A 25,677-nucleotide genomic window follows, 5' to 3' on the forward strand; every position below is an offset into this window, starting at 1 on the left:
AATGAATATATTTCCAAGTATTATTGATAAAGGAGAATTTAATTCTAATGCTGAGTATAAAGTTTATCAGCATGCTGTTGAATCAAATATTTTCGAAAAAAATAAACATTGTTTTTTCTTTCACTCAGTAAAAAATCCTACGCCTGGCGATTATAAATTAATGGGTGAAACAGACTTTATTTATTTAGATAGAGAAATAGTTCTGTTTATTGAAGTCAAAGGAGGTCAGGTTAAGTTTGATTCGACAAGTAATAAATGGTGGGTAATGGGTGGTACTAAAGAAAAGGATCCATTTTCTCAAGCTGCGAATAACTTATTTGATTACAGAGATAAGAAATTAACAGGATTATTTAACGGAAAGCAAGAGGTGAGACGTTTAATGTTTGGATATTGTGTATTTTTTCCTGATTGTAATAAACCTGTGTCATTTAATAAGTATAAAAAAGGGAATTTAGAATATGACCCGGAATTGATTATAGATTACAATGATTTTGAAAATAGAAGTTTTTCAAATATTATTCATCAGCTAAAAGCTTATTGGAAAAATCACGAGTCATATAAACGGATTAATCCAACAGGACTGTCTCGTCAGGAGTTATTTAAAATAAAAAGTTTCATTAGAAGAGATATTGTTTTTGAAATGCCATGGACAAATCTTTTGAAAAAGAATGATGCTTATTTTAAAAGATATACCGATCATGCTCAAATGCAGACACTATTACTTCTTGAGGATAATTCACGTATGGGAGCTATTGTGAAAGGAGGTCCAGGAACTGGAAAAACATGGTTAGCTCTGGAACAGGCTAAGAGACTTGATCTTAAAAATAAAAAAGTTTTATTCTTGTGCTTCAATAAGAATCTTTCTATTTTTTGCAACAACAATTAGGTCAACTTGATACAACAAATGTTTATGCAATCCATATTGATTTATTTTATAGTCAGGTTTTAAAAGAAACATTTAATGTTTCTATTGCCAAACTAAAAGAAGAATGGATACAAAAATATTCAACTGGAGGTTATGAAAATGAACATCAGTTTTGGCAACAGGAAGTTCCTTTAAGTGTATATAACTATTTTAATGATTATGATGTCGATAAATTTGATTTTGTGATTATGGATGAATCACAAGACTATTTTTCAGAATACCATATTGACGCAATTAATTGTTTTTTAGATGGAGGATTTGAATCGGGTAAGTTTTTAATATGTATCGATAATGAGAATCAGGATATTTACTTGAATAATACTAAAGATTTCGAAGAGTATTTTAAGAGTATTTATCCAAACTATATAACTAGACTTACAAGAAATTGTAGGAATCCTCAAAAACTAACGGATATAGCTTATCACTTTACAGGTTTGACTAAAATGGATTGCTATTTCAAAGAACCGGTAAAAAATTCAGAATTGAAATATTATCAAAATAAAGAAGATTTAAAAAATAGAATATTAAATTTTATTGTAAATAAAAAAAATGAAGGGATTGGATTAAAAAATATATCTGTTCTCTGTTTTGATTCTTGTTTACAGGATGAGATGATAAGTTGTAAACCTGAATTATTCTATTCAATAACTGAAGAATCTTTGTTTTTGGAAGATAAAATCCTTGTGTCTACAGCACACTCTTTTAAAGGACTCGAAAATCAATTCATTCTTTTTGTTGGACCTGAGAATTATAAATCGGCCAATATAAATCAAAAGAAGGTGATTTTTAATGCTTTCATGAGAGCTCAGTATCAATTTGTATACTTTATGCATGATAACTATAGAACTGTTGTAGATAGCGAATTTGCAAACAATGTAATAAGTTAATTATGAGAGATGAATTAGCAGCAAAAATTAAGAGTTACATTTTAGGACCTTATAATGGTGAAGAAGAGAAAATTTCGTTTCGTCCTTTAAATCTTTATACTACAGGAATATTATATCCACAAGTAAAAAATCAGGAACTTCAATCTTCTGAACAGGATAGAACTGATAATGAAATGAATTCTGAAAAACAGGAAGATAATTCTGAGAATATTATAGAAAAAAAGAACGATAAAAGCTTTAAGAATCTACAAAAAGAAGACGATGATAGTGATTATGATGATGAGTTAAAATTGGCAACAAATTTTTCTCCTTCATCAATGGGATTTTCTTTCATCGTTGAAGATAATAGTGAATTTAAACTGGCATATAGTTTTGGAAGGTATAAAAGAAAAGAAGAAAAAGGAAATGGGTTTTCCTGGCTTCGAAATCATGTGTCAGATGAATTATCGTGCAGATTGAAAGATGAATACTTTGAAATTGATAATCAACCAATAAAGGAGAAGTGGATTTTTAATGACGATGATTACAAGGTTAAGTTAGTTGTTTTTGTCAGAAATGGATCAACACAGAGTAATACAAAAAAGTTAATCACAATAAGTCTAATAAATGATCTGACAGGTAGTTACGGAGAACAGCGAAAAGATGCTTTGTGTGTGTTTCAGCCATCATTAAAAGTGTTTTCGGAAAAACCATCGTTTTGTTTTTTTGAAGATAATACAGACTATTCGTTACAATCAGATGATAGTGAATCATTAAATACCGCATTATTATTTAGAAATTACAAAGTGTTCGCCATGGGACATGGTGTTTCTGTTGATTGGAAAGAACATGAGAATTTGGCTACTGAAATTACTACAGAAATAATGCCTGAGCAATTAGTGAAGGGAGTGAAGTTTGAAGTCCCTGGGGATTCTAAAGTTCTTGAAATGAAAAGACTGGCTGGGCCTGATTATAATTCGAATTTATCAGAACAACAACTTCGGGAATCTTTATTGGAATTTGTAAATCAATACCATAAATGGATTAAGCAAAAGAATGGTGAGTTAGCTTTGCTGAAAATTGATGAAAATTTAAAAAAGCAAGGACAAAAAAATCTGGAACAATGTGAAAGATTACATGAACGTTTACTTAAAGGAATTGATTTAATTTTTTCTGATTCGAAGATCAAAAGGGCATTTTACGATGCAAATAAAGCTATGTTCATGCAGAGGGTAATGGCTTCTTTTGCATCATGGAGGAGAGATAAAAAAAGTGTAATTCCAGGTACTGAAAATTATGAGAATTTGCATTTGCCTGATTTTTCAGAATTGCCTTCTGAAGGTAGAAATGAAAGTGAAAATGAATGTAAAGTATTTGCTAAGTGGAGACCATTTCAGTTGGCCTTTGTGTTATCACAGATAGAAGGAATTGTAAATCCGGAAAGTGCAGATAGAAATACAACTGATTTAATATGGTTTCCAACGGGAGGTGGTAAAACAGAGGCTTATTTGGGTTTAATTGCATTTACTTTGTTTTATAGAAGATTAAGAGAGGATAACCCAGATAAAGGAGCAGGAGTTTCTGTTATGATGCGTTATACTTTAAGAATGCTAAACCTTGACCAATTTCAGCGGGCTAATATCTTAATTTCTGCATGTGAGATAATTCGAAGTAAAAATGAAAATGAATATGGTAAAATTCGTTTTTCATCTGGTATTTGGGTAGGAAGAAGCTTAACTCCTAACAAATACAAAGATAAGCAAGGCGATGTTGATTATGGATATAACTCAAATTTAGAAACATACATTGAAAATGTAGAAAAGGATAATTCCTTAAATGTGTTGTATTCTCCTTTTCTTTTTAATTGCCCTTGTTGTGGGAATCGTCTGATAAAGGAAAAAACAAAAGATGGTAATATAGTTGGAGAATGGGGATATTTCAGGCCATTTAAACTAAGAGATAAAAAGTATCCAACAGGAGATTATCTTGTTTCTTGTACAAATAAGAATTGTCACTTTTTTACAGATAAATTAAAAGTAACTCCTAATAATATTACCTCTGTAAAAGAACGATGTTTTCCATTTTTTACAGTTGATGAAGAAATATATAGGCAACGGCCAAGTTTGCTTTTTGGAACTGTTGATAAATATGCTCAAATAGCTTGGAAAAGAGATAGTGCCAGATTGTTTAATTTGGATATTGATAATAATAATCAGCTGCTAAATCCCGGTCCCGAATTAATTATCCAGGATGAGTTGCATTTAATAGGTTCTTCTCTTGGTACAATTTATGGTCTTTTCGAATATGCTATTGATAAGCTATGTTCGTTATGTGGTGTAAAGCCGAAAATAGTTGGAGCAACAGCAACAGTGAAAAATGCAAAAATGCAATGTGAAAGACTATATAACCGGAAGTATTTTATGCAATTCCCTCCGCCAGGAATTGACGCAGATGATTCATTTTACATGAAAAAAAATGAAGAGGATAAAACCCCGAGAAAATATGTAGGATTCATGTCAAGTGGTTTTACTTCATCAACTTCAATTATACGATTAGCATCAGTTTTAATGGAAACACCGAATGTTTTTGATGTTTCGAATAGTATGCTTGATAGATATTATACCCTGTTGGTTTACTTTAACTCTTTGAAGGAGCTGGGGAAATTTAGAACGTTTATTGATGATGATATTTCTGCAAATAGAAGGTTTCTATCATCTCAGGTGTTTCATAAAATACATCAGAATTATTCGGGTAGGGATATAGAACTTTCCAGTGCAATGTCAGCTGATGACATTACAAATGCATTGGAGAATTTGAAAAAAGAAAAATTACAAAACGAACTACTTGATGATAAATTAATTTCATGCCTGAGAAAGAAAGGTATCAGAAGTAAATTGGATTGGCTGGAAACGATCAATAAAAAGGAAACAATGTCTACTGCTTTCTTTAAAAAACTTGATTTAAAGTATACTGATGAATATTCAGTAAATAAAAGTGCGTTTGATAATCTTCTAGATAATTACTATCTCCAGGAAAATAGTAATACAGTTAAAGTTGCTACTGCAACCAATATGATTGCAACAGGAGTTGATATTCCACGTTTAAATTTAATGTTAATAAATGGTCATCCTAAGTCATCTTCTGAATATATTCAAGCCAGTTCGAGAGTTGGTCGTGAGGACGCAGGTTTAATCTTTAGTTTTTATAGTGCAACGAAAAACAGAGATAGATCACATTACGAGAACTACAAATCATTTCATCAGGCTTTTTATAAGTACGTGGAACCTGCAAGTGTAACACCTCACTCTCAGCCTGCAATGGAAAAGATACTTCCAACAATTCTAATTGCCTTAACATGGATTCTTCAAAGAAAATCTTCTAACGAAAGTTTTGAATACAATGATAATATTGCATCTTTCATTGAAGAGATACGAGATGAAATTGCTTGTAGATTTGGAAGTAATAGCGAAGATTATTTTAATGATATAATTGAAGAGATTACAACGAAGTGGGAATCGCTTGCACCTAAAAGTCGAAAATTTTCTGGTTTTGCTGATTATTTTTTCAAAAGACCTATGCAGACAATTTCAGAACATGAAGTGCTTGATATAACAGCAGAATATAGCTCTTTGGCTCCACATTTAATTCCTAAAGTTAGCACAATGAGAGATGTTGAACCATCATGTAATGTTAAAATAAAAAACAATGGCTAAAGTAAATATTAGACAATCACAAATAGCTCATACATATGCAGTGGGAAGTATTGGGGATTTTCCAGGTGTTTCTGCAATGTTTTTATCGCATGATTATGAAGAATTTGATTGGGGTAAACCCAAGGATGAACTGGAAGATGATATTCAGCCTAACGTGAGAAGGATAATTAATGATAAAAGATTAAGTGATGCTTTTGGAATTGAAAACTTCGTTTTACCTCCCTTGGATAGTGTTTCAAATAATAAAATCTATGTCGTTAGGTTCCCTATGTCTTTATATTGTCCAGGTTGTGGAAGAATACATTTCGTAAATGATTTGGAAAATTCATTCTCAGGTGGTCTGGTTCCTGGTGCTAATGGTCAAAAATTTGATGAGTCATTTAGGGCATTTATTTGTTCAGATTGTTTTCAAAAAAGCAAACGAAAAATTGAGCTTGTTCCAACTCGTTTTATTATTGCTAATATGGAAGGATTTATTGATGATTTTCCATGGGATTGGTATGTTCATAGAAAACCAGACTTAAGAAAACATAGAGGGAAAGGACATAAACTTTATTTGAAATTTGGGAATGCTTCAACATCTCTTGGAAGTATAAGTATTATTAGTAAAGATAATAGTAACAAATTAGTTGCGATTGAAAATCTTGGTGAGATTTTTAATCAGGATAAAACCTTTATTGCAGAAGGAGATGAATATTTGCAATATGTGAAAAATAGAATGCGAAAGCCTTGGCTAGGCAGAGGGGGGGATAGTTACGTTGATGATTTAATACATGATGTTCCGGTTCCGGAACAAATTTCTCGTAGTGGAGATGGAGTAATAAGTGGTGATAATGAAGAAATAATTAAAAGAAAATATCCAAGAACATTACAAAGAGGAGCTAATAATTTGTTTTTTCCTTTAGTGTTTAAGGGAATTAGGTTGCCAGAAGGAACGAATAATATAAATCAAGTATTAGTTAATAGTTTAACAGAGTTAAAAAAGCAATTATCGGCTAGTCAGCCAGATACATATAGTAATTTTTCAAACCATGATTGGAAGCGTCATTTTGTAAATTCGTATACTTTTATTCCGAAATTACAGCAATATGAAAAGAGTGTATTTCATGAGGCAGTTGAATGTATTTTTGATGAAAACAACGGTACTATTACGGAAGATAAAAAACAAAAACTTAGACTTGAGGAATTTGAATGTTTTAGTAATTCGGAAATAGTTAAATCAGATGAAATATGGTACAAAGCAAGGCATGTTAGTTCAATTGGTGATTATTTAAAGAATACACTAAAACTGGAAAAGATTACATTGCTTGATAAAATCAATGAATTAAAAATTTTTAGAGGTTTCACTAGAATAAAACCTTTGGTAAATGATGATTTGATTTTTGAAACAGATAAAAGTAATCTTTCTGAAAAACGATTGTTGGAGTATGATCGAATTTGTGATGCAAGAAAATTTCCTGCAAAAACAAATGAATTACCATGTGCAGAGGTAAAGGGAGAAGGTATCTTTTTGAAGTTTAATAACAACGCATTTAAGGAATGGGAAAATAAAAAATCCGTTTGCTCGAGGTTTGAGCAAATGAAAAATAATTTGTCAAACTATTTTACAACTTTTGATATTGATGAAGGAGAAGCAAACATTAGTGCTCGCTATGTTTTTCTTCACACATTATCACATATAGTAATGCAGCAATTGGCGAATGATAGCGGATATAGTTTGTCGTCATTAACAGAGATCATTTATTGTAGCAAACCTCACGAGCAGAATGAGATGAATGGAATACTGATATATACTTCATCTTCAGACACAGAGGGAACTTTAGGAGGATTAGTTGAAAAAGGAGACCCTAATCGTTTATCACCAATAATAAGTAAAGGTATTGACAAGGCTAAGTGGTGTTCATCTGATCCTCTTTGTATAACAAGTAAAGGACAAGGTTTTATGACTACAAATATGGCAGCCTGTTATTCTTGTGTTATGGTTCCGGAAACTTGTTGTGAGAATATTAATAAATTTTTGGACAGGAAATTGGTCTTGGATTTTTTTAATATTGAAACACTCTAGTTGACAAAAAATGATTAGTTCTAAAAAGTATTTTAAATGACAGTAAGCGATATAATAATGTTGATTACATTGGTAATTGCAATCATTGCAATTATCAATGAAAAAGATAGAAAACACATATTATTAAAATATAGTAAGTTTGATGTGTTTTTATTTGGAGTGTGTTTTATTCTAATTAATTACTTCACATATTACTCATCATTCAAATCTAGGGACTGGATTCTTAAAATTTTCTACTTTAAAAATTTAGGATTGAATAATCCCAACAATTGGGGGTATGTTATTTCAATTGTAGTTCTATTCTATATTTTTCACAAGATTTACTATTCTTTTTTTCCATTTAGAAATATTGATAAAGTAGTTAAACTATATAAAAGCCTTCTTGAAAAAGGAGAGTTAACATTTCTAGTTGATTTGATAGAAAAATATCATTCTAAAGATATTGTTGCTATAATTAGAAAAAAGAGTGATGGAGGTGTATATCAATATGAATGGGAAATAGACGAACCTAACTGGTGGCAAAAAACTAAAACAAAGTTGAATTCTTGGCGAAGAAAGTTATTCCCAAAATCAAAACCCAATAGACATTCCTATGCAAATCGTATATTATACAATGTGATTAATGATTTAGGCTTTATCACTTTTGTTAGTAATAAAAACCCATACTTTTTTTCACCTTTAATTTCACACTGTAATAAAGAAAATAGACAAAATTTTCCAGACTCTTTGTGTCCAAATTATTTTAAGGAATTACTTAATTCAAAAAATTATTGGTTGGTTAATGAATTAAAAGAAAGTACAAATAATGATTATGGGCAACCTGATTGGTTTTTTGATAATAATAAAATTTTAGCATCAATTTTATTAGATTTATCTGTAGCTGATGTAAATAGTATTTGGCAATCTTTTGGTGATCCTGCAATAAACGAAATTAAGGAAGAAAGAAACTTGGGGCTGAACAGTTACCTTTTAACTCCATTCCGAAATGAGGAGCTGTTCTGGGAATCTAGAGTTTTCTTGTCAATTCAATTTTTTAAGATAATGGTTCTTGAAGCAATTAAGAAGAATTATGGTGGTTGTCATTTCTTTTTACATTATAATGCTTACTTTATTGATGCCTTTTTAAAAAATTTAGAAATCGTTGAAGACAATACAGATAGAAATATTCATCATCTCATTAAAATTATCACAGATAATACGTTTTTGTGGCTGGAATATTACTGTCAATTAGATAGAACTACAGAACGATTAGATGGATATGAACCCAATGGACGATTCCATGATATAATTGATTGTATTGGAACAATTATTTACTACTTGACAGGTTCTAAACAATATCCTGATGATAGTAAAATTGAACTTATAGATAAGGGATTGCGTTTTTATTGTAATATGGAAGCAAAATCCCAAACTCAAGAAATAAAAACAAAATTGGAAGAGATTTTAGTCCGTCCTTCAATGGCTTGGGATGATAATCATCCATATCATGGTTATTTAGCATTGGCCTGGGAAAAATTTGATAAAATACCTCATAGAAATAATATCACAAGAGAAGACTATCAATATTTTAAAGATTTAAAAGAAAAGGTATTGATGCGTTGTGGTGTTAATATTGAAGCATAAGTGTTTAGCTCTTGTCCTGCGTATGCAGAAGAAACAGATACTATGAAAAAAAATATGTCTGGAAGATCACATTTGCCTGTAAGATTATTCAAACTGAAATCGAAAAAACAATAAAAAGCTGTAGAAAAGAGGTTTTAATGTTCGAGATATTAAATTCAGGAAGATTATTATAAATGAGGAACTTTTTTGACTGAAAACTAAGAATAATAATCTGACATAATAGCATTGCATAATGAAACTTAGATATGATAAGATATATGATAGTTTGGATTCCAAAGAAGAGCTTATTCAGATTTTTAGAAACAATGAGTCTATTGCGCTTGAAATTCCGTTTGACTCAATTAATGTAACCAACAGTAATCTTGATATAATGATGGATTATATAGAGGTTTCATTTATTTCAGAAGGCATTGCTAAATTTTCTGAGATTATTAACTATGGAAATGCAGTCCGAGACAAATATTATTTAAGTTTTATTGTTTCATTTAAACCTAAACAAATTCAAAAATTAGCAAACTTTATTTATCGCAATTCTAAAAGTTGTAGCAAAAAAAATGAATTCGATGAAAGTGAACTGTTTGAATATCGAGAGAATATTGTTGAATATGAATCCCAATTGGAGAATGTAGAATTTTACTTTCCAGATTTAATTGATAGTTATTATGCGAATTTAGTGAATGCTGGTTATTTTGAAATTGCAGCTGATTTTACAGATGACGAAGATAAATATTTAGAAGAGGAGTTTAAAAAGTATCCAGAACGTAAATTTGGCTTTTGGAAAAGTGCTGCATCAAAAAAGCTCAAATCTAATTTTTTTGTATCAACAGACTCATGGATTATTCCAATAAATTATAATGTTATAAAAATACTAAGTGAATACTCAGGAATTGAACGGAAATATAAGATTGGAAAAGCTGAAAAGTTTGAATTTAAAGGAAAAACACTATTTACGAATCAATATTGTGCAGTTTGGCATAATGTGAAATCAGAATTAAGCAAAGCGAGAAATTGTGCTATAAATACTTTAGGTAGATTTATGGCGTTTGATGCTCCAAAAACCACAACCTACCTGCTTTCAGAATTTGGAGATGTTTTAATCGTTAAAGATTCATTCTTCTATTTTGTATTCTACCTAAGTAATGCGAAACTCAATTTCAAAGAACTAACTGCCATTAGAGATGAGTTAAATCCAACATACGAAAATGTTAGTTGCATTATGGGATTATCTGAAGAGATAAAATTGGATTGGTCTACTTTTGATGATGAAAAGTTTGAACAACTATGTTATGATATATTATATGTTCATCCGAAATTCGATAATAGTACCATAAGAAAAATGGGAAAGTCCAGGTCTCGTGACGGAGGTAGAGATATTACCATTTGGACAAGGAGTGTTTCTGGAAAAGATCCTGAGTTATTTATATTTCAATGTAAATTTTATAAGCCTAAATCTTCTTTAAGTGCATCAAAAATTGGAGATGCAGGAAATACAATTATGCAATATGGGGCTAAAGGATATGGTGTGTTTACCACAGGCGTGATAGATGCAACTTTGTATGATATGCTAGATGGTTTTGCAGCTAATTATAATATATCAACAAGAGAAAATTGGTCTGTATTTGAAATAGAAAGGTTTGTTATTAGAAATAAAGTTTTAATTAAAAGGTATTTTAATTGATTATGTCTTAATTCGGACGAGTTTGCACTTAAAATCCGCAAGTAATCGAAGGTGGTACTTCAAGCGTAACGGTAGATCCCAAATTGGTATTTCAGTTTGCATTAAAGTGCAATGCATCAAATATTATTCTAATGCACAATCATACATCAAGAATTCTAATGGCAAGTGATGCTGATATTCAGATAACACGTAAACTTGCACAGGAAGGTGAATTAATGGATTTACCAATGATTGATCATCTTATTTTTTCCTCATAAGCCTCCAATCATTTCATTCTGTTTGCTAGTTCCTTACAATCTTTATCTTCATTAGGTTGTTTCAGTATCCCGCACAGGGGTGGCCCAGAGTATCTCTACGTCTCTTTTCTGCAAGCGCGCTTCGATTGAAGACTTGAAAAATGGTGAAAAAAGTGCTACTTTTTTCACTCTACGGAGAGGCTTAAACGTTAGGTTTTTGGAAAAGTGGGGTGGAAAGGAGAAAATTTTACCTGGTTGGGAGAGTGGAAAAAATGAGAATAATTTCGATGGGATATGGATGGATTGAGTGATATGCGATAGTTTTAAATGATTGGGAAATGTGTTGGTTATCAATTAATCATTTTTGTTAACTTTGAATTTCACCTCATTTCTTTACAAAGAAACTAAATACACAAAATCTAAACATATGCAAAGTCTGTTTCCAAATGAAAATGTAATCGTTGAGTTCAATTTGTCTATTACGGAGACATTAAATGGGAATAAAGTTTCATATTTCATAGGTGTTGAAAGTGGTATGATTGAAAAATACAATGGATCTGATTTTAGTGGATATATATTTAAATCTACCAATGGCAAGGTTTATTTTCTCTCTATTCAGAAAACGAATTATCCCAAAGATTACGATGCTGCTTTTTACATTGATATTAGTAAGATTGAGGATAAAAGTCTGAATTCGCTAGCGAAATGTGCAAAGGAGATTTTGTATGTAAATGTGCCGGATTCGTCCGAAATTAAAAGTTCTTGGGTGGATTCATTTAGGTATAGGAAAGAGTTAAAGGGTAAGAACGGGGAGGTGGAAAGATTTGGTCTGAGACCACCGCAGATTGGAGCGTTGCATTCGATTCAGGCACATTGGAGTACATCTAATAAAACAGCATTGATAGTAATGCCTACGGGTACAGGCAAAACAGAAACAATGCTTTGTCTTACTTTGGCGGAGCAATGCTCAGGCTTACTCGTGATAGTACCATCTGACTCGCTGCGTACTCAGATTTCAGAAAAATTCAAAACCTTAGGTATTCTCAAAGATCCTAAATTCCAGATTGCATCTTATAAGAGTTTAAATCCAAAGGTGTGTACTCTTAATACTGGTCTAAAATCTCTCGATGATTTAAATGAAATACTCTGTAGCAATGTAATTGTATCAACTCCGCAGTTAATAAAAAAAATACTAGATGGAGAAGAAAAGATACGAGAAGCATTTCTGGATTGGTGCAATTATTTAGTAGTGGACGAGGCTCATCATAGCCAGGCAACAACCTGGAAATATATTAAGGAGAACTTGGAAGCAGTTGGGAAAAAGGTTCTTTTATTTACTGCAACACCATTTCGAAATGATAAGAAACGTATAGTTGGTGATATAATATATAATTACCCGTTATCGCTGGCACAAAAAGATAATTATTTTAAAAAAATTGATTTCCATCCAATACTGGAATTTAACCATCAGGTGGCTGATGAGAAAATAGCTCAAACAGCAGTTGATCTTTTGATTGAGGATCGTAAAAAAGGTTACGACCACCTACTCATGGCTCGTGTTGATAAAAAGGATGAAGCTGAAAGGATTTACAATGATATATATTCCAAATACACCGATTTAAACCCTGTATTTATTCATAGTGGTATAAAATCGGCGCCTGAAAGGAAAGCTATACTTGAGAGAATTAAAAATGGATCTCATAAAATAATTATTTGCGTGGATATGTTGGGAGAAGGATTCGATCTTCCTCAATTGAAAATTTGTGCAATGCATGATCTGCATAAAAATATTACTACATCATTTCAATTCTTTGGTCGTTTTACCAGAGAATCTAGTTTGAAGCTGGGAAATGCAAAAATAGTTGCAAATATTACTGATACGAAGCTTAAGGGTACTTTGCGTAAGCTATATCAGAAAGATTCGGATTGGGATAATATTATTCGCCATGCGAATGAAAATGTTATTCAAGGCATAGTTGAGGAGGAAAGTTTCTTCAAAAACTTTTCAGAGATTGAGATTCCTAACAAAATTCCTTTCAGGAATATTACGCCAGCTATGAGTACGGTTGTTTTTAAATTGTATGATTCAAAAATTAAATGGACACCTGATAATCACTCAAAATATTTTCCAGAAACTACATACGAGACAGTTACGGTTGAGCATGAAGAACAAGACCTGCAAATTATAATTGCCAAGAAAACTAAGCCTGTAGATTGGGGGAAAATAGATGATTTGGTTAATTGTGAATACGATCTTTATCTTATCTATCTAAATAGGGAAAAGAAACTCCTTTTCATCAACAGTTCAAACAACGGTTCGACCCATAATAAGCTTGCTGATGCGATATGTGGAGCCAATAATGACCTTTTTTGTGAAGCGAACATATATAGATGTCTGGATGGAATTTTTCAATTAGAACTCTTCAACCTGGGATTAAAACCCGTACTGGATGGTCCAATTAGCTTTACAATGTATGCAGGAAATGGGATTGTTAGTGGTTTAGATGAACTTGACAACAATAAGACCAGCTCCAATTTATTCGGAGTCGGATATGAAAATGGAGAAAAGGTAACAATTGGTTGCTCTTCCAAAGGCCGCATTTGGACGAAGCTTGTGAAATCAATCCCTGACTTTTGTGGTTGGTGTGATGAAATGGGAGATAAACTTTTGGATGAATCGATTAATGCTGAAGATATATTTAAGTTTATTCAGAAACCGGAACGTAAGAAGGAAATGCCTGTAGATAAACAGCCAATTTCAATTAAGTGGGATGAAGAGTTTTATCGTCATCCAACCAAATTTGAATATCGAGATTTTCCACTTGCCGATTATCCGATTGATGTTGTTGATAATGATCGTAGTTCTATTACGTTTTCTGTTGATTTGGAGGGGGTTGTTACGACATATCAGCTAGTTTTAAAAGACGATGATAAATCACGAGGATTTGAATATAAGCGCATTAGTGGTTATCCATTAAAAATTCGTCGCTCAAAAATTGAAATTGATTTGGTGGATTTGTTTTTAGAATTCCCTCCTGTCATCTGGTTTCACGATAATTCGAAAATGCATAATAACATCTTTTTCCCTTTTAAGGGTAAAATTAGCATATTCGACAGTAGCAAAATATTACCATTAAACTGGGATGGGGTGGATATTAGAAAGGAGTCACAAAAAAAAGAGAAGAGGTCTGATTCTATACAATACAGAATGCTCCAGAAGTTAAAGTCGAATAGCGACTGCAGTATTGTTTTCGATGATGATGATGCAAACGAAGCAAGCGATATAATCGCAATAAAAACTTTTGACTTTGCTGACAGAAGAGTGCTCTTTGAACTGTATCATTGTAAGTATTCAAGTAAAACTGAAAGTGGTGGACGCTTGAAGGATTTGTATGAGGTTTGCGGTCAGGCTCAACGAAGTTTCCATTGGAAGCACTATGCGGTTGAATTGCTCAATCATATGTTGAGACGAGAAGAAAAAAGGATAAGCCAAGGGAGACATTCTCGCTATGAGAAAGGCGGAAGTAATGAAATGCTAACGATTTTGAATATGCTTACTTCTGGATATTGTCAAATCGATTTTGATATTTATGTTGTTCAGCCTGGTATTTCTAAATCTGCTATAATTAAAGAGGAGGAACATTTAAAATTACTTGGCGCCACAGACTTACTACTTAAGAAAACAGGTAATGAATTCTATGTTATATCGGATTATTAAAAATATTGGCCTAGGCTTTCTGCATGAAAGTGGTATAGTCCTCCATTTATATATGGTTTTTTAGTACTTTCAGGTTTTAATTAAATACAGAACAAGAATTAGTTTCAGCAATTGCTGAAAAGGCAGAGTTGACAAAGGCAGACAGTGAGAATGCAGTAAATGCAATGGTAGAGGCAATTAAAGAGTCTTTGGCAAAAGGAGAGAGTACCCAATTGATTGGATTTGGTGCATTCTCAGTTTCTGAAAGAGCTGCCAGAACCGGTAGAAACCCACAAACCGGGAAAGAGATTCAGATTGCCGCTAAGAAAGTAGTGAAGTTTAAAGCGGGTAAAGCTATTGATGAAGCAGTAAATTAGATTTTTTTTAATTCAGATAGGAACGGTCACCGAATTTGGTGGCCGTTTGTTTTTGGTTATTATTCAGTTAAATTGTGGCGATGTTTTGTTGGGCTATTATGGTGTGTTGAAGTGTAAATTAGGTACTCTGGTATAAGCGAGTATTAATTTTGCTTCTCGATAGATTGTTAATCATTTAATTGAATTAATCTTTCAAATTCAAATCTATTAGGCGTTCCAAGTGAATTAAGAATGTCAAAAAATCTGTTATGGTCAAAGAGTTCAAACGTGTCAACGATGTTATTGGTTATTGCACGCTTAGCAGCATCTATCGCTTTTGGTGAAAAGTGATCTGCAGTTGTGACAAATGCACAATTTTTGGCACCTTTCAAGACTGTAGCACCTAACAAATCCCTAATCTCTTTAACTGATTCAGTTTTGTTTTTTGTTTTTCGCCTTTTTACTTGAATAAGGGTCGGCGTATCAGAATTTACCAAAATGAGGTCAATTCCACCGTCATTTGTTTTACCAACGAGTTTCACTTCACAGGAGAAATGATCCTTAAAAACCGATGCGACAAGTTCTTCCATTTTTCTGTGGTGAATCTCAAAAACTTTGTCATTTTGTTGTGTAAGGTATGCTCGAAGCGATAAGATGGGAACTTCATTTGAACTTACATCAAATCTTCTCAAAGTGGCACTGTTTACATCTAATTGCCAATCCTTAAAGCCTTCCTGTTCTCCTTCCAAATAACTGTGAAATGTATGCTGCCACCATCCACATTTAGTACACCTTATAACCCCTTCAGATTTATGCCAATTAACTCCTTCTATTGTCTTAAAATCTACTAGGCCTCTATTATGAATATTCTCTAGTTCATTGTGACAGTATTTGCATTTAGTCCATTCATTAAAAAACAATTCCTTGTTATCACTTCTGGAATTCATCCCATAAGCTCCTCTTTCTGTAATATAACTAGTGTAATCTGCTATCATGATATCGTTTAGTCATTCAATAAAAATTAGAATCGGGAAATAACATATCCGGAACTTCTAAAGTAGTTACATATTGTATCGATACCTAATGGTATGTAGGAAAAATATACTATTGGTATAGAATTGTTTAAAAGGTAACTCTCTCACTCTATTAAATTGAGTCAAAGTTATTCATCACCAATTGGAAAAGTCAAGGGCGGCTGGGAATGTCAATCTTCAATTGTCAGCTAGCCTCCGGATTCGGTCAGTTTTCGCTGTCTCATCAAAAACAGACATTCACCCTTGACACGAATCCAATCGGCTCAATGTGGTATGCCAAAATTTAATGGCGTGCCAGAAGCCCTAATAAATCCCCAAGGCAGGGGTGATTAAAATGAATAATTTATTTTCGCTTAATGAGATTTCTGTTTCTTATTCTCACAGATTACAGGTATCAGATCAGCCAAAAATTACTTGCTCCAAAGATGTTTATGATCTGGTTTATCCTGGATGGATGATAGATGTGGATTATCGCGAATCGTTCAAGATTCTATTGCTTTCCAGGTCAAACAGAGTAATAGGGATGTCCAGTTTGTTTGTTTGTTTGTTTGTTTGTTTGTTTGTTTGTTTGTTTGTTTGTTTGTAGGAGGTCTGTCTGGGGTTAATATTGATCCTAAATTAGTGTTTCAGGTTGTTCTAAAATGCAATGCATCCTCTATTATTGCCATTCATAACCATCCATCTGGAGCCCTGAATGCAAGTGACGCTGATTTAAAGTTAACCAGAAAGCTTATAGATGCAGGAAAGTTACTTGACCTCCCAGTTTTGGATCATGTTATTATAACCAGTGAATCTTATTGCTCTTTAGCGGATGAAGGCTTATCCTGATAAAGGTATATCTGTTAGTTGACTAAACTATCTTCTTGAAAAACGATTTTTCCCATAATTAATTTCTTTATGGATTTCATCTAATAGTTCAGCATGTGTTTTTCTTTTTCCATTATTAATCCAGGCTATTAATTCATCTTCGTAAAAGTATAGCCTCCTACCGGTTTTGTAACAAGGTATTAATCCTTTTCGAGCATATTCATATATAGTTGATCTGGACTTCAAAATGAGTTTGCTTGCCTTATCAATCCCAATTGGTTTTCGTTCCTGAGGTGTTGCTTTCTTATCTGATTCAATTAGCAACTTCAACTCATTTACTTCTTTTATAAGATGTGCGACAGCTAATGGTAATTTTTCAAAAGTTAATTCATCTTCTTTCATCATATATTTCTTGGCTTATTTTAAACTTATTTTATTAGCGGATTCACGTTTCTTAGAATTAACCAAATCTGCATAAATTTGAGTTGTTGAAACATGTTTATGAGTTAGCATTTTTGACACTGTGTAAATGTCAGTCCCTAATGCTATTTGCAGAGTTGCAAAAGTGTGTCGAAAACAGTGGAAAGTTATTTTTTTTGTGATTCCAGCTTGCTCAATCCATTTCTTAAGTGGCTGATAAACCATACTTCGCTCTAATCCTTCGAACACTTTTCCACTACCAGGTTTGCCGCAAAGTTCTAATGCTTCTTTGCTAAGGGGGAGTGTTGTTTCCGTTTCGGTTTTTTCAGTTCGGATTCTCATGCAGAATTCTCCGTCAGAAGCCAAAACAATTTCGTTCCAATCTAACTTAAGCACATCACTTATGCGAAGGCCGGTAAGGCAAGAGAACAGTGAAGCTGACTTAAGAACGGGGATATTGCAAGGAGTATTGGCAAGTTTTTTTAACTCCTCCAGTGTTAGATATTCAATTTTTGTATCCTCTGTCTCAATTTTTTCAAGATAGTTGTTGATGTTTTCAGGTATGTATTTATCTCTGTAGGCTATTTTCAATAGTGCCCTGAATGTTGAAAAATAACTTGCCGCTGAATTATTAGAAACGTTTAGTTTTTTATTCTTTAGCTGTTTCGCATTTAAAAGATAAGACCGAAAACTTCGGCATAAATCAATAGTAACATCTTCAAATTTGCATTGACCGTTTACAAAAATTGAAAAATGGGCATATACCATCATCCATTTTTGATCTTTGCTTAATGCAACTTCATAAAAGAAGTTTAAAAAGTTAGCTTTTTGCTTGTGTTTATCCAGGAAACCGAATTCTTCGTTTATTAATGATTGCACGCGAATCGCTCTTATACCTTCCGCTTTATGCAGAACTTCTTTATTATATTCTTTTTCTATAGTTGTCTTAGGATTTTGATAGATGTATATGCCTAGATATTCCCGACGTGTCATCTTCATGGTAGCAGGATTTCTTATCGCGGGATAATAATCAAGAAACAACGAGTATCTGCCTTTCGATATAGCTTTCTTTCTTAATGTAACCTTAGTGCACGTCATAGCTAGTCGACTTTGGGATTAAATAAGTTGTCAAGTTCTGTCTTTGCGACTTTAATGTATCGTCCAGCTTTAATTTTTGGAATGCTGTACTTTTTAATAAGAGCATAAAGACTATCTCTTGAAATATTATATTTCAACATAGCCTCTTCTGAAGTATAATATTGAGGTTCTTCTTTTTTGATTAGACCTCTTTCTATCAAAATATGATTTTTAGAATAGAGCATATGCCTGCCATCTCTCTTTTTAGGTATTCCAACTCTTGATACTAGTGAATAAATAGCTGTTTCAGTCATATGAAGCTCTTTCATGAGATCATCAATTCTCGCCCAATCATTTACTTCACGTGTTTTGGAAGAAAGGTGTTTCTTAAAGTGGTTGTCCACATGAGTTTTACTGTAATAGCTTTTGCCTTTTCTTTTAATCCTTGGAATTTTCTTTTCTCTTATGATTTTATAGGCCCAAGTGTCTCCGACATTAAATTTATTCTTTATCTCAGTGATGGAATAAAATTCCGGCTGCTTTTCATTTTTAGAGGTTGGATTAATTTGAAGTGTTTTGGCATTCGAAAACATTTCATCTATATCACTTCTTTTAATTAGGGTTATTCGTGGAGATATTTTGGATGCCTTTAGTTGTCCGCTGTAAATAAGGTTGTAAACGGTTTGTCTACTTAAGCCTAGTAATGCTGATGCTTCAGCAACTTTTAAGAACTCTCTTGATTTAAGAATTTCAATTGATTGTTCTGAATAGTCAATTACGTTCTGACGCTTATATTTGCTTTCTTTTTCTCTTCTTTTCTTCGCTTTATAAGCTTTGGAGTTACAACTGTGCGAGCAATACTTAGTCGTTGTTGTTTTTGCAACAAATGTTTTTTTACACCACTGACAAGTCTTTTCTATTTGTAGATTACTACTCATTATCTCTCCGTTTTTGTCAACTCACTTATCACATAGTCTATATAAGTCTAAATTATACACTATCTTGCAATAGCTGTTTAGTGCAATTTACAAAACTATGATGGAAAATACAAATGAGATACAAATAACATATGATTGTAGGGAGAAAAGGTGTCTTAAAATAAAACCCCTTAATTATAAGGGGCTTTACTAGTGTTAGTTAGAGATGATAGTATCTTGTTATTACTGCAATTTTCTCTGATTTATTTACCGATACAGAAATTCTTAAATATGTTTCCTAAAACTTCATCAGTTGAGATGTCACCAGTGATTTCACCAAGAAAATGAAGGCATTCACGGATGTCTTGTGCTAGGAAGTCGGTTGGGATTTGTGTTTGCAGTCCGTCATTTACACGATCGATGCTGCCCAAGGCGTTTTTAAAAGCTTCAAAATGTCTAATGTTGGTTACAATCACATCCTGCTCGTTCACCTTGCTCATGTTCACCGATTTTAATAATTCGGAGGTAAGTGCATCGATATTTTGCTTCTGTTTGGCCGAAATGAACAACAATTTGTCTTCCGTTTGCATACCAATTAAATTTTTGGCGATTTCCTGAGGATTTTCAATCAAGTCGATTTTGTTGATACAAACCACAAGATGCTGAGAATCGCGGTCGATGGTTTTGTTTACGCTGGCAAGCGATTCGTTAATGCGATCCATATCACGGTCGGCATCTACCAAAAGCATTACGATTTGAGCCTGCTTCATCTTGCTGTAAGTACGTTCGATACCCATGCTCTCAATTCGATCCTTGGTGGTTCTGATACCCGCAGTATCGATAAATCGGAAGGTAATTCCGCCCAAATTGATGGTATCTTCTATCACATCGCGGGTTGTACCCTCAATATCTGATACAATGGCTCTGTCCTCATTTAAAAGTGCATTCAGCAAGGTAGATTTCCCTACATTGGTATTTCCTACAATGGCTACAGGAACTCCATTCTTAATCACATTCCCTAATTCGAAGGAATCCACCAATTTCTGAATCAGGCTTTGAATTTCGTTTACCAGATTGGTCAATTGTGTTCTGTCCGCAAATTCTACATCCTCTTCGCTAAAATCAAGCTCTAGCTCAATTAAAGAGATGAAGTTGAGCAATCGCTCACGCAAACCGGCAATTTCGCTTGAAAATCCACCACGCATTTGCTGTAGTGCCACTTTATGGGCAGCAGCAGAGTTGGAAGCAATCAAATCGGCAACCGCCTCGGCCTGCGACAAGTCCATTTTACCATTCAAGAAGGCACGCTGGGTAAACTCACCAGGATTGGCTGTACGAGCTCCATTCTTGATTAAAGTCTGCAATATGCGATGCTGAATAAAAGGGGCACCGTGACAAGCGATTTCAACCGAATTTTCGCCGGTGTAGGAGTGTGGAGCCTTAAACAAGCTTACCAACACCTCATCAATAACCTCATCTTCGTCCTGAATGGTTCCAAAATGTACGGTATTGGCTTTTTGTTCACTTATTTTTTTGCTTTTAACAGGCGTAAAAACTTTCTCGCAAATGTCGAGAGCATGTTCTCCCGAAAGGCGCACAATGGCAATGGCTCCATTACCCGGAGCAGTTGATATTGCGCATATGGTAGATTGATCGATCATAAACAAATCATTTAAATGTTGAAAACAGGCAGTATTGCCCGTTCCAGATTTAGAATCAACAAAGATAGTTGAGAATTATGAATTATAAATGCGGAATGATGAATTATCAATTGTGAATTTCAAAATTGAGATTTGGGACTTTTAGTTTTGGATTTTCAAATATCCCAACATCTTGGTATTGCTAAAGCATCATATTTTCGATTGATTTGTATATTTAATCTAAATAAGAAGAGTATGATATACAACAGAACGTCCAATGGTTGTCTATTTAAGTGTGATTCTTGCCAGTCTATACATATGGAATTCAACAATATGAACATCAATTTTTCGACCAAGGATAAATACTATCAGTTCGCCGAATACCTACACGATATTAATATTGAGGCAGCTGTAAAGCAGAATGCCCATTCGCCTTATCAAAGAAAAATTGTAATTCCCATTGGTGGAGGTGGTTGCAACTTCATGCTGCATCCTGGTGAGTTAGAGGACTTAAAAAGACTTTGCCTGCTACAGCTGGATACAAATATTATCAACATGTCGAAACTTGAGATTGATTTTAGCCTAAACTAAATAAGTTTCCTACTTTTGCTTCTCATTTATTAAATACCTCAAATTAATGAAGAACATTACAGGACGTTGGTCGTTTAACGAAGATTTTGGTTTTGGTACCGATGAAGGTTTTGCCGAATTTACCCAAGAAGGAGAGAAGATTACCGGAGTTGTTGTTTATACCGAAAGAATTGAAGGAGAAACTCCTTTTCGTGTACAGCAAGATGTAGAAGGAAGCTTTGATGGTACCAATTTTAGCGTAACTGGTACAAAGGTGGAGCTTTTGGATTGTGAAAAGCAGTTTGAATATCATTTGGATACATGGGAAGGGGTATTAAATTCTCAGAATCAAATTGTGGGTCACAGCTACGACCACCATGAGTGTTATGGTGTTTTTGTGATGAAGCCAATTGAGTAATAAAAGTGAATTTTTTTTGTAAAAAATCTTCGTTTGAAAATCAGGCTGTTGTAGCTGAATCTTGCATTTTTAAAGGGATTGGTGAGATTTTTTATCGAAAAGAATTTTGTGGGAAAAGAAAAAAACCTCATATTTGCACCGCAATCAACGAAACGCGGATGTGGCGTAATTGGTAGCCGCGCTAGACTTAGGATCTAGTGCCGAGAGGCGTGGGGGTTCGAGTCCCTTCATCCGCACAGAAAAGGATCAACGAAAGTTGGTCCTTTTTTTATATCCATGATTTTGATGGGATGTTTTAAACTTCTTTATTTACTGATGAGTGTGTAAAGAAAGGCTCTTCAAATTGGTTTTGCAAATACGGCACTATTGCCGTATCTACAAAGAAGTCTTATTATTCAAGTATAATTTGAAAAGTAAGCTCTTTCGATTCCCATAAATACCCTAAAAAGTATTTTTGCTTGTTCTCATTTTACAGCTTACTGGTTATTATTAATAATTATTCACTGTTAATTGCTCATTGCTTACTGATTAGCTCATTAATTTGAATATCGCGATAGCAAACAAATAGAATCTTAAAAAGCGGAATAAACCATAGAACAAGTACTTTTTAAAGCTAAATCGGATAATTCCGGAAGCAATACTTACAATGGAGAAAGGAATTGGGAGCAATGCTCCTACAATAATCAGAAATCCTCCCCATTTACGGATGTTCTGAATGTGTTTGCCAATCTTTACTTCTATCCAGTTCTTCAGGCTTGGAATGCGGAGTACCAATCGCCCAATGGCATAAGAGACACAACCGCCCAAATAGGATAGAAGTGCCAATATCGATAGATAAACTATAGGACTTGGAAGGGTTTTAACCCATGCAATGAATAGTTCAGGGGGAATAAGTCCCAGAAAGGATTCGGAGACAAAGAATACGCTCAACAGGCCAATGGTAGGCAAATCCTTAGTAGTTGTATAGAAGAGGTTCTCAAAATCGAGCACATAGTATTCCAGAAAGAACAATAATCCTACAATCAGAAGTAAGGGTAGAATGGCCTTCTTCAAATTTGTAATGATAAAATTGTAAAATCCGGTGTATGAATAGTATTGGTGTAAGAGCACAAGTCTTGGTTTACGGCTCTTCTTGCTTGATTGTAATTTCATAAAACAACTGTAATTCTTGCAGTAAAGCAAGATCTAAAAATTAAACATGAACTACCAAACTCATGGGTTGATGAGCTACAAATGGTAATAAAATAAGATAAAACACTGGTTTACACCTGGGGCGGCGGTGTAGTTAATTGAAAGATTTTGGTATCAGAGATCTGGTAATCCTGAAAATGCTCTTGTAGAATCACGTTCGCGAAAAATGCATAAGTAAATTTCGAAAACTCATCCAGATCTTCACTGTCCATTTCTTCTAAATCGGAAGAAGTATCCTGCGAATCGGAACTATTCTCTACATTAAAGGAAAGAGAAGTGTCCTGCTGAATGTCAATTGAATTCAGCGCGGTAGCCAGCATTAGTAGTAAACTTACCAGCAAAATAAATATTGGTTTCTCTTTCATTTTCGATAACATGATAGGCAAAAGTATTAAAAATAGACATACAACAAACCTATTGAAGTGAAAATTATGAAACTTTAACAAGTAGGGAAAACCCCCATACGATTTAGGATTGCGCCTGTTTTACACCTTTGCATACAGCCATACTTTTGTATCAAAACAAAATGCTATGGAGAACAGGAACAAAAATCAAAACAGAATATTGATTCTGGCAGATTTCTCAGAAGGAAATCAGACTGCGATAGATTTTGCTATGAATTACCTTTGTACAGAGGGTTCAAAGATATATTTTATTCAAACTTGGCAAAAACCTTCGTATGGAGCATCAATGGTAAGAGATTTGGCTCCAATCTTAAAAGATATATCCAAACGTGAGTTGCAAGCATTAAAAGCAGAGGCATTGAAGAATTATAAACTGGATGCTGCTAATGTTGAATTGCTTTCTTATGAAGGTGAATTGACTGAATTTTTCAATACTGAGATATATAAAGGACATTCTTGGCAGGTGGTGTTTGCCTTAAATGAATTACACAACGATTTAAACCTTAATCCAAGGTTTAAAAAAATTATTGCATCGGTAAATCAACCTCTTTATGTATTAAATAATTGTAAGCCTTGGGCAAATGTAAAGAGCATATATATCAGCAATACGAATTCAAATGTTTCAGAACCAATACTTCAGCCTTTGCAAAGGATTTGTGCCAAGCAGAAATGTAATGTTCATATAGGTTTAGATATAAATGATATGTACATTCATGATAAGGCAAACCTGGTGAAACTATATTCATCCGCATGTACTAATGCTTCTATTAGGTTTGAGAATCTTTCAAAAGATCACAAGCCGGAATTAAAAAGAGATGACTGTATGTTATGGATATATAATGAGAAGAAAACTGAATGCGAAGAGAAAAACCTGATTAGTTATTTCGATAAGTGGTTTGTGAAAAGTAAAGGAATAACTGTTGGTAATTTTTAAAGTGTGCAAGGATGAAAACAAATAGATTTAATCGGATATTGGTGCCAGTAAGTCTGGCTGTTGAGAGTACAACGGCTTTTAAACAAGCATTGTATTTCAGAAAAAAGTTTGGAGCTGAAGTTACGTTGTTGCATGTAGTTCAGAAGATGGGAGGATTGTCGAATGTATTTCAGCCTAGTCTTAAAAATAGCCTACAGGGAAGAGGAATGGTACGCTTAATTCGTTTTGCTAAAATGCATTTCAGGGGAAGAATCCCAGATGATGTAAATCTTAGAGTGGAAGTAGGCAATCATGTCCAAACTATTAAAAGTATTATCGATTCAGAGCCTTTCGATTTGGTCATTTTAAACAGAAGCAATCGAATTGATGGTTTGTCGGAAAGATACAATAGCAATAGTGTGAATCAGATCATACGAGAGTCAAGATGTCCGATTATAAGTGTAAATGATAGATGGACGGGAAGTGGCATCAGAAGCATATTGGTTCCGGTTGATATTTCAAGGCAATCGAGAGATTTGGTGAACTGGTCGATAAAGTTGGGTACGGTGTTTAATGCAAAAATCAAACTTCTGGCTGCATTAACGGTTAATATTGAGCTTAAAAGAAGCTTGGCTTACAAGAAAACCATGATCATGAAGCATCTTATCGAACGTGAAGGAGTTAAGTGTTCGGTAGATATTGTAGAGAAGGAGAATCACGCCAGAAACGATGTTTTGATTGAGGGGGCAAGAAAAACTTCGGCGGATATCCTATTGGTTCAAGGAGCTCAGGAATTGATGTTTAGCAACTCGCCAAGCGAAAAATTATTGAGTGATTTCTTACAAAGTTCGAGCAGGCCAATTTTCAGTTTGGCAATAAAAGACGAAGGACTTGTTTCCAGTTTGCTAATGATGAACAGCAAACAAGTTGAATTATCGGAAAGAATATCCAACAGAGCATTTAAGTGGTAATTACAAATATACAAGTACAAACCAACCAAGGCAGATCAGAAGGGAAAATCATAATTTATAATTGATTATTAGGGGATATACAAGTGATTTTCTTCGGAAAGCTTCCAAATGAATATTGAGAAAGTGATAACCATAGTTAGTTTTTGGAAGCTTTCC

At 33.6% G+C, this 25,677-nt stretch carries 21 protein-coding genes, 1 tRNA gene and 1 pseudogene; 16 read left to right on the plus strand and 7 right to left on the minus strand.

Features of this window, described 5'->3' with window-relative positions; genetic code table 11:
- Window position 1 precedes the first annotated feature (1 nt).
- The 9 genes and pseudogenes from DF185_RS04180 to DF185_RS04220 all read left to right on the plus strand — a co-directional run.
- Entirely contained in the window at window positions 2-886 is an 885-nt protein-coding gene (locus tag DF185_RS04180; protein WP_110359492.1) for a hypothetical protein, read from the plus strand.
- Window positions 871-1,812 (plus strand): hypothetical protein, encoded by a 942-nt coding sequence (locus DF185_RS04185; RefSeq protein ID WP_110359493.1) that lies wholly within the window; start codon window positions 871-873, stop codon window positions 1,810-1,812. The genes DF185_RS04180 and DF185_RS04185 overlap by 16 nt, the downstream gene beginning before the upstream one ends.
- 2 nt (window positions 1,813-1,814) lie before the next feature.
- Entirely contained in the window at window positions 1,815-5,504 is a 3,690-nt protein-coding gene (locus tag DF185_RS04190) for a helicase-related protein (protein ID WP_110359494.1), read from the plus strand.
- Window positions 5,497-7,569 carry a DUF1998 domain-containing protein gene (gene drmB, locus DF185_RS04195; protein ID WP_110359495.1) on the plus strand — a complete coding sequence of 691 codons (2,073 nt, stop codon included), beginning with the start codon at window positions 5,497-5,499 and terminating at the stop codon, window positions 7,567-7,569. The genes DF185_RS04190 and drmB overlap by 8 nt, the downstream gene beginning before the upstream one ends.
- Before the next feature lie 36 nt (window positions 7,570-7,605).
- Window positions 7,606-9,192 (plus strand): hypothetical protein, encoded by a 1,587-nt coding sequence (locus DF185_RS04200; protein WP_133249951.1) that lies wholly within the window; start codon window positions 7,606-7,608, stop codon window positions 9,190-9,192.
- A 232-nt stretch (window positions 9,193-9,424) separates the two neighbouring features.
- Window positions 9,425-10,870: a PDDEXK family nuclease gene (locus DF185_RS04205; RefSeq protein WP_110359497.1), complete on the plus strand. Its 1,446-nt coding sequence runs from the start codon at window positions 9,425-9,427 to the stop codon at window positions 10,868-10,870.
- A 44-nt stretch (window positions 10,871-10,914) separates the two neighbouring features.
- Window positions 10,915-11,127 carry a JAB domain-containing protein gene (locus DF185_RS04210; protein ID WP_110359498.1) on the plus strand — a complete coding sequence of 71 codons (213 nt, stop codon included), beginning with the start codon at window positions 10,915-10,917 and terminating at the stop codon, window positions 11,125-11,127.
- A 406-nt stretch (window positions 11,128-11,533) separates the two neighbouring features.
- Entirely contained in the window at window positions 11,534-14,824 is a 3,291-nt protein-coding gene (locus DF185_RS04215) for a DEAD/DEAH box helicase (protein ID WP_110359499.1), read from the plus strand.
- A gap of 98 nt (window positions 14,825-14,922) precedes the next feature.
- Window positions 14,923-15,180 (plus strand): annotated as a pseudogene (locus DF185_RS04220) (HU family DNA-binding protein); the annotation flags it as partial.
- Window positions 15,181-15,347: 167 nt separating this feature from the next.
- On the opposite strand, the gene DF185_RS04225 reads toward DF185_RS04220, so the two are convergent.
- Window positions 15,348-16,154: a restriction endonuclease gene (locus DF185_RS04225; RefSeq protein ID WP_110359501.1), complete on the minus strand. Its 807-nt coding sequence runs from the start codon at window positions 16,152-16,154 to the stop codon at window positions 15,348-15,350.
- Window positions 16,155-16,527: 373 nt separating this feature from the next.
- On the opposite strand from DF185_RS04225, the gene DF185_RS23925 reads away from it, so the two are divergent.
- Window positions 16,528-16,779: an MPN domain-containing protein gene (locus tag DF185_RS23925; RefSeq protein WP_243421750.1), complete on the plus strand. Its 252-nt coding sequence runs from the start codon at window positions 16,528-16,530 to the stop codon at window positions 16,777-16,779.
- Window positions 16,780-16,814: 35 nt separating this feature from the next.
- A complete protein-coding gene (locus DF185_RS24165) occupies window positions 16,815-17,021 on the plus strand; it encodes a JAB domain-containing protein (protein ID WP_369073409.1) in 207 nt (68 codons plus the stop codon).
- A 27-nt stretch (window positions 17,022-17,048) separates the two neighbouring features.
- On the opposite strand, the gene DF185_RS04235 is transcribed toward DF185_RS24165, so the two are convergent.
- From DF185_RS04235 to mnmE, 4 genes are all read right to left on the minus strand, one after another.
- Window positions 17,049-17,405 (minus strand): helix-turn-helix domain-containing protein, encoded by a 357-nt coding sequence (locus DF185_RS04235; protein WP_207784581.1) that lies wholly within the window; start codon window positions 17,403-17,405, stop codon window positions 17,049-17,051.
- A gap of 12 nt (window positions 17,406-17,417) precedes the next feature.
- Complete coding sequence (locus DF185_RS04240) at window positions 17,418-18,518, minus strand: tyrosine-type recombinase/integrase (protein WP_110359503.1); 1,101 nt, start codon at window positions 18,516-18,518, stop codon at window positions 17,418-17,420.
- Window positions 18,519-18,520: 2 nt separating this feature from the next.
- Complete coding sequence (locus DF185_RS04245) at window positions 18,521-19,435, minus strand: helix-turn-helix domain-containing protein (protein WP_110359504.1); 915 nt, start codon at window positions 19,433-19,435, stop codon at window positions 18,521-18,523.
- A 242-nt stretch (window positions 19,436-19,677) separates the two neighbouring features.
- Window positions 19,678-21,075, minus strand: coding sequence for a tRNA uridine-5-carboxymethylaminomethyl(34) synthesis GTPase MnmE (gene mnmE, locus DF185_RS04250; protein WP_110359505.1), 1,398 nt, complete (start codon window positions 21,073-21,075; stop codon window positions 19,678-19,680).
- Window positions 21,076-21,309: 234 nt separating this feature from the next.
- Between mnmE and DF185_RS04255 the strand changes: the two genes are divergently transcribed.
- The 3 genes from DF185_RS04255 (at window position 21,310) to DF185_RS04265 (ending at window position 22,278) form a co-directional block, all read left to right on the plus strand.
- Window positions 21,310-21,645 (plus strand): DUF6686 family protein, encoded by a 336-nt coding sequence (locus tag DF185_RS04255; protein WP_133249952.1) that lies wholly within the window; start codon window positions 21,310-21,312, stop codon window positions 21,643-21,645.
- Window positions 21,646-21,691: 46 nt separating this feature from the next.
- On the plus strand, window positions 21,692-22,042 hold the full coding sequence (locus DF185_RS04260) for a hypothetical protein (RefSeq protein WP_110359507.1): 351 nt from the start codon (window positions 21,692-21,694) through the stop codon (window positions 22,040-22,042).
- Window positions 22,043-22,196: 154 nt separating this feature from the next.
- Window positions 22,197-22,278: transfer RNA gene (locus tag DF185_RS04265), tRNA-Leu, on the plus strand.
- Window positions 22,279-22,570: 292 nt separating this feature from the next.
- Here the strand turns inward: DF185_RS04265 and DF185_RS04270 are convergent.
- Entirely contained in the window at window positions 22,571-23,194 is a 624-nt protein-coding gene (locus DF185_RS04270) for a YqaA family protein (RefSeq protein WP_110359508.1), read from the minus strand.
- A 110-nt stretch (window positions 23,195-23,304) separates the two neighbouring features.
- A complete protein-coding gene (locus tag DF185_RS04275) occupies window positions 23,305-23,610 on the minus strand; it encodes a hypothetical protein (RefSeq protein ID WP_110359509.1) in 306 nt (101 codons plus the stop codon).
- Between the two features lie 154 nt (window positions 23,611-23,764).
- On the opposite strand from DF185_RS04275, the gene DF185_RS04280 reads away from it, so the two are divergent.
- Together DF185_RS04280 and DF185_RS04285 are read left to right on the plus strand one after the other, a co-directional pair.
- A complete protein-coding gene (locus tag DF185_RS04280; RefSeq protein WP_110359510.1) occupies window positions 23,765-24,571 on the plus strand; it encodes an adenine nucleotide alpha hydrolase family protein in 807 nt (268 codons plus the stop codon).
- An 11-nt stretch (window positions 24,572-24,582) separates the two neighbouring features.
- Complete coding sequence (locus tag DF185_RS04285) at window positions 24,583-25,521, plus strand: universal stress protein (RefSeq protein WP_110359511.1); 939 nt, start codon at window positions 24,583-24,585, stop codon at window positions 25,519-25,521.
- Window positions 25,522-25,677: the final 156 nt, after the last annotated feature.

The organism is Marinifilum breve, from assembly GCF_003202155.1.
Lineage (GTDB): Bacteria > Bacteroidota > Bacteroidia > Bacteroidales > Marinifilaceae > Marinifilum > Marinifilum breve.

Bases quoted from the DNA above. Each gene is read 5' to 3' on its own strand.
- DF185_RS04180 (WP_110359492.1), top strand. From the start codon at position 2: ATGAATATATTTCCAAGTATTATTGATAAAGGAGAATTTAATTCTAAT.
- drmB (WP_110359495.1), top strand. From the start codon at position 5,497: ATGGCTAAAGTAAATATTAGACAATCACAAATAGCTCATACATATGCA.
- DF185_RS04235 (WP_207784581.1), bottom strand. From the start codon at position 17,405: ATGATGAAAGAAGATGAATTAACTTTTGAAAAATTACCATTAGCTGTC.
- DF185_RS04270 (WP_110359508.1), bottom strand. From the start codon at position 23,194: ATGAAATTACAATCAAGCAAGAAGAGCCGTAAACCAAGACTTGTGCTC.
- DF185_RS04215 (WP_110359499.1), top strand. From the start codon at position 11,534: ATGCAAAGTCTGTTTCCAAATGAAAATGTAATCGTTGAGTTCAATTTG.
- DF185_RS04190 (WP_110359494.1), top strand. From the start codon at position 1,815: ATGAGAGATGAATTAGCAGCAAAAATTAAGAGTTACATTTTAGGACCT.
- mnmE (WP_110359505.1), bottom strand. From the start codon at position 21,075: ATGATCGATCAATCTACCATATGCGCAATATCAACTGCTCCGGGTAAT.
- DF185_RS04280 (WP_110359510.1), top strand. From the start codon at position 23,765: ATGGAGAACAGGAACAAAAATCAAAACAGAATATTGATTCTGGCAGAT.
- DF185_RS04285 (WP_110359511.1), top strand. From the start codon at position 24,583: ATGAAAACAAATAGATTTAATCGGATATTGGTGCCAGTAAGTCTGGCT.
- DF185_RS04260 (WP_110359507.1), top strand. From the start codon at position 21,692: ATGAAGAACATTACAGGACGTTGGTCGTTTAACGAAGATTTTGGTTTT.
- DF185_RS04205 (WP_110359497.1), top strand. From the start codon at position 9,425: ATGAAACTTAGATATGATAAGATATATGATAGTTTGGATTCCAAAGAA.
- DF185_RS04245 (WP_110359504.1), bottom strand. From the start codon at position 19,435: ATGAGTAGTAATCTACAAATAGAAAAGACTTGTCAGTGGTGTAAAAAA.
- DF185_RS04255 (WP_133249952.1), top strand. From the start codon at position 21,310: ATGATATACAACAGAACGTCCAATGGTTGTCTATTTAAGTGTGATTCT.
- DF185_RS04225 (WP_110359501.1), bottom strand. From the start codon at position 16,154: ATGATAGCAGATTACACTAGTTATATTACAGAAAGAGGAGCTTATGGG.
- DF185_RS23925 (WP_243421750.1), top strand. From the start codon at position 16,528: ATGAATAATTTATTTTCGCTTAATGAGATTTCTGTTTCTTATTCTCAC.
- DF185_RS04200 (WP_133249951.1), top strand. From the start codon at position 7,606: ATGACAGTAAGCGATATAATAATGTTGATTACATTGGTAATTGCAATC.
- DF185_RS04240 (WP_110359503.1), bottom strand. From the start codon at position 18,518: ATGACGTGCACTAAGGTTACATTAAGAAAGAAAGCTATATCGAAAGGC.
- DF185_RS04275 (WP_110359509.1), bottom strand. From the start codon at position 23,610: ATGTTATCGAAAATGAAAGAGAAACCAATATTTATTTTGCTGGTAAGT.